Raw genomic sequence first — 207 nt, 5'->3', positions numbered from 1 at the left:
CCGGAAACGCGGGAGCCATCCGCGCGGGCCAGCTCCACGAGCGGCGCATCGAAGCCCTGCAGGATGCCGCGCACGGCGCTGGTGGCCGTGAAGACGATCCAGCGGTAGTCCCGGGCGAGCAGGTAGGCCGGCAGCGCAGCGACCATGCGCATCGCCGCGCGGCAGTTCACGCCGGCGAGATTGCCGACTTCGACGACCTGGTGACGT

The 207-nt window shown here is 71.5% G+C and carries 1 protein-coding gene; it reads right to left on the bottom strand.

Annotated elements, in window-relative coordinates:
* A partial coding sequence (locus F0U47_RS20820) for a thermostable hemolysin (RefSeq protein WP_188111464.1) occupies window positions 1-207 on the bottom strand: 207 nt, incomplete at both ends.

It is taken from the genome of Nocardioides antri, assembly GCF_008373765.1.
Classification (GTDB): domain Bacteria; phylum Actinomycetota; class Actinomycetes; order Propionibacteriales; family Nocardioidaceae; genus Nocardioides; species Nocardioides antri.
This window is presented reverse-complemented; position numbering and strand designations above follow the sequence as displayed.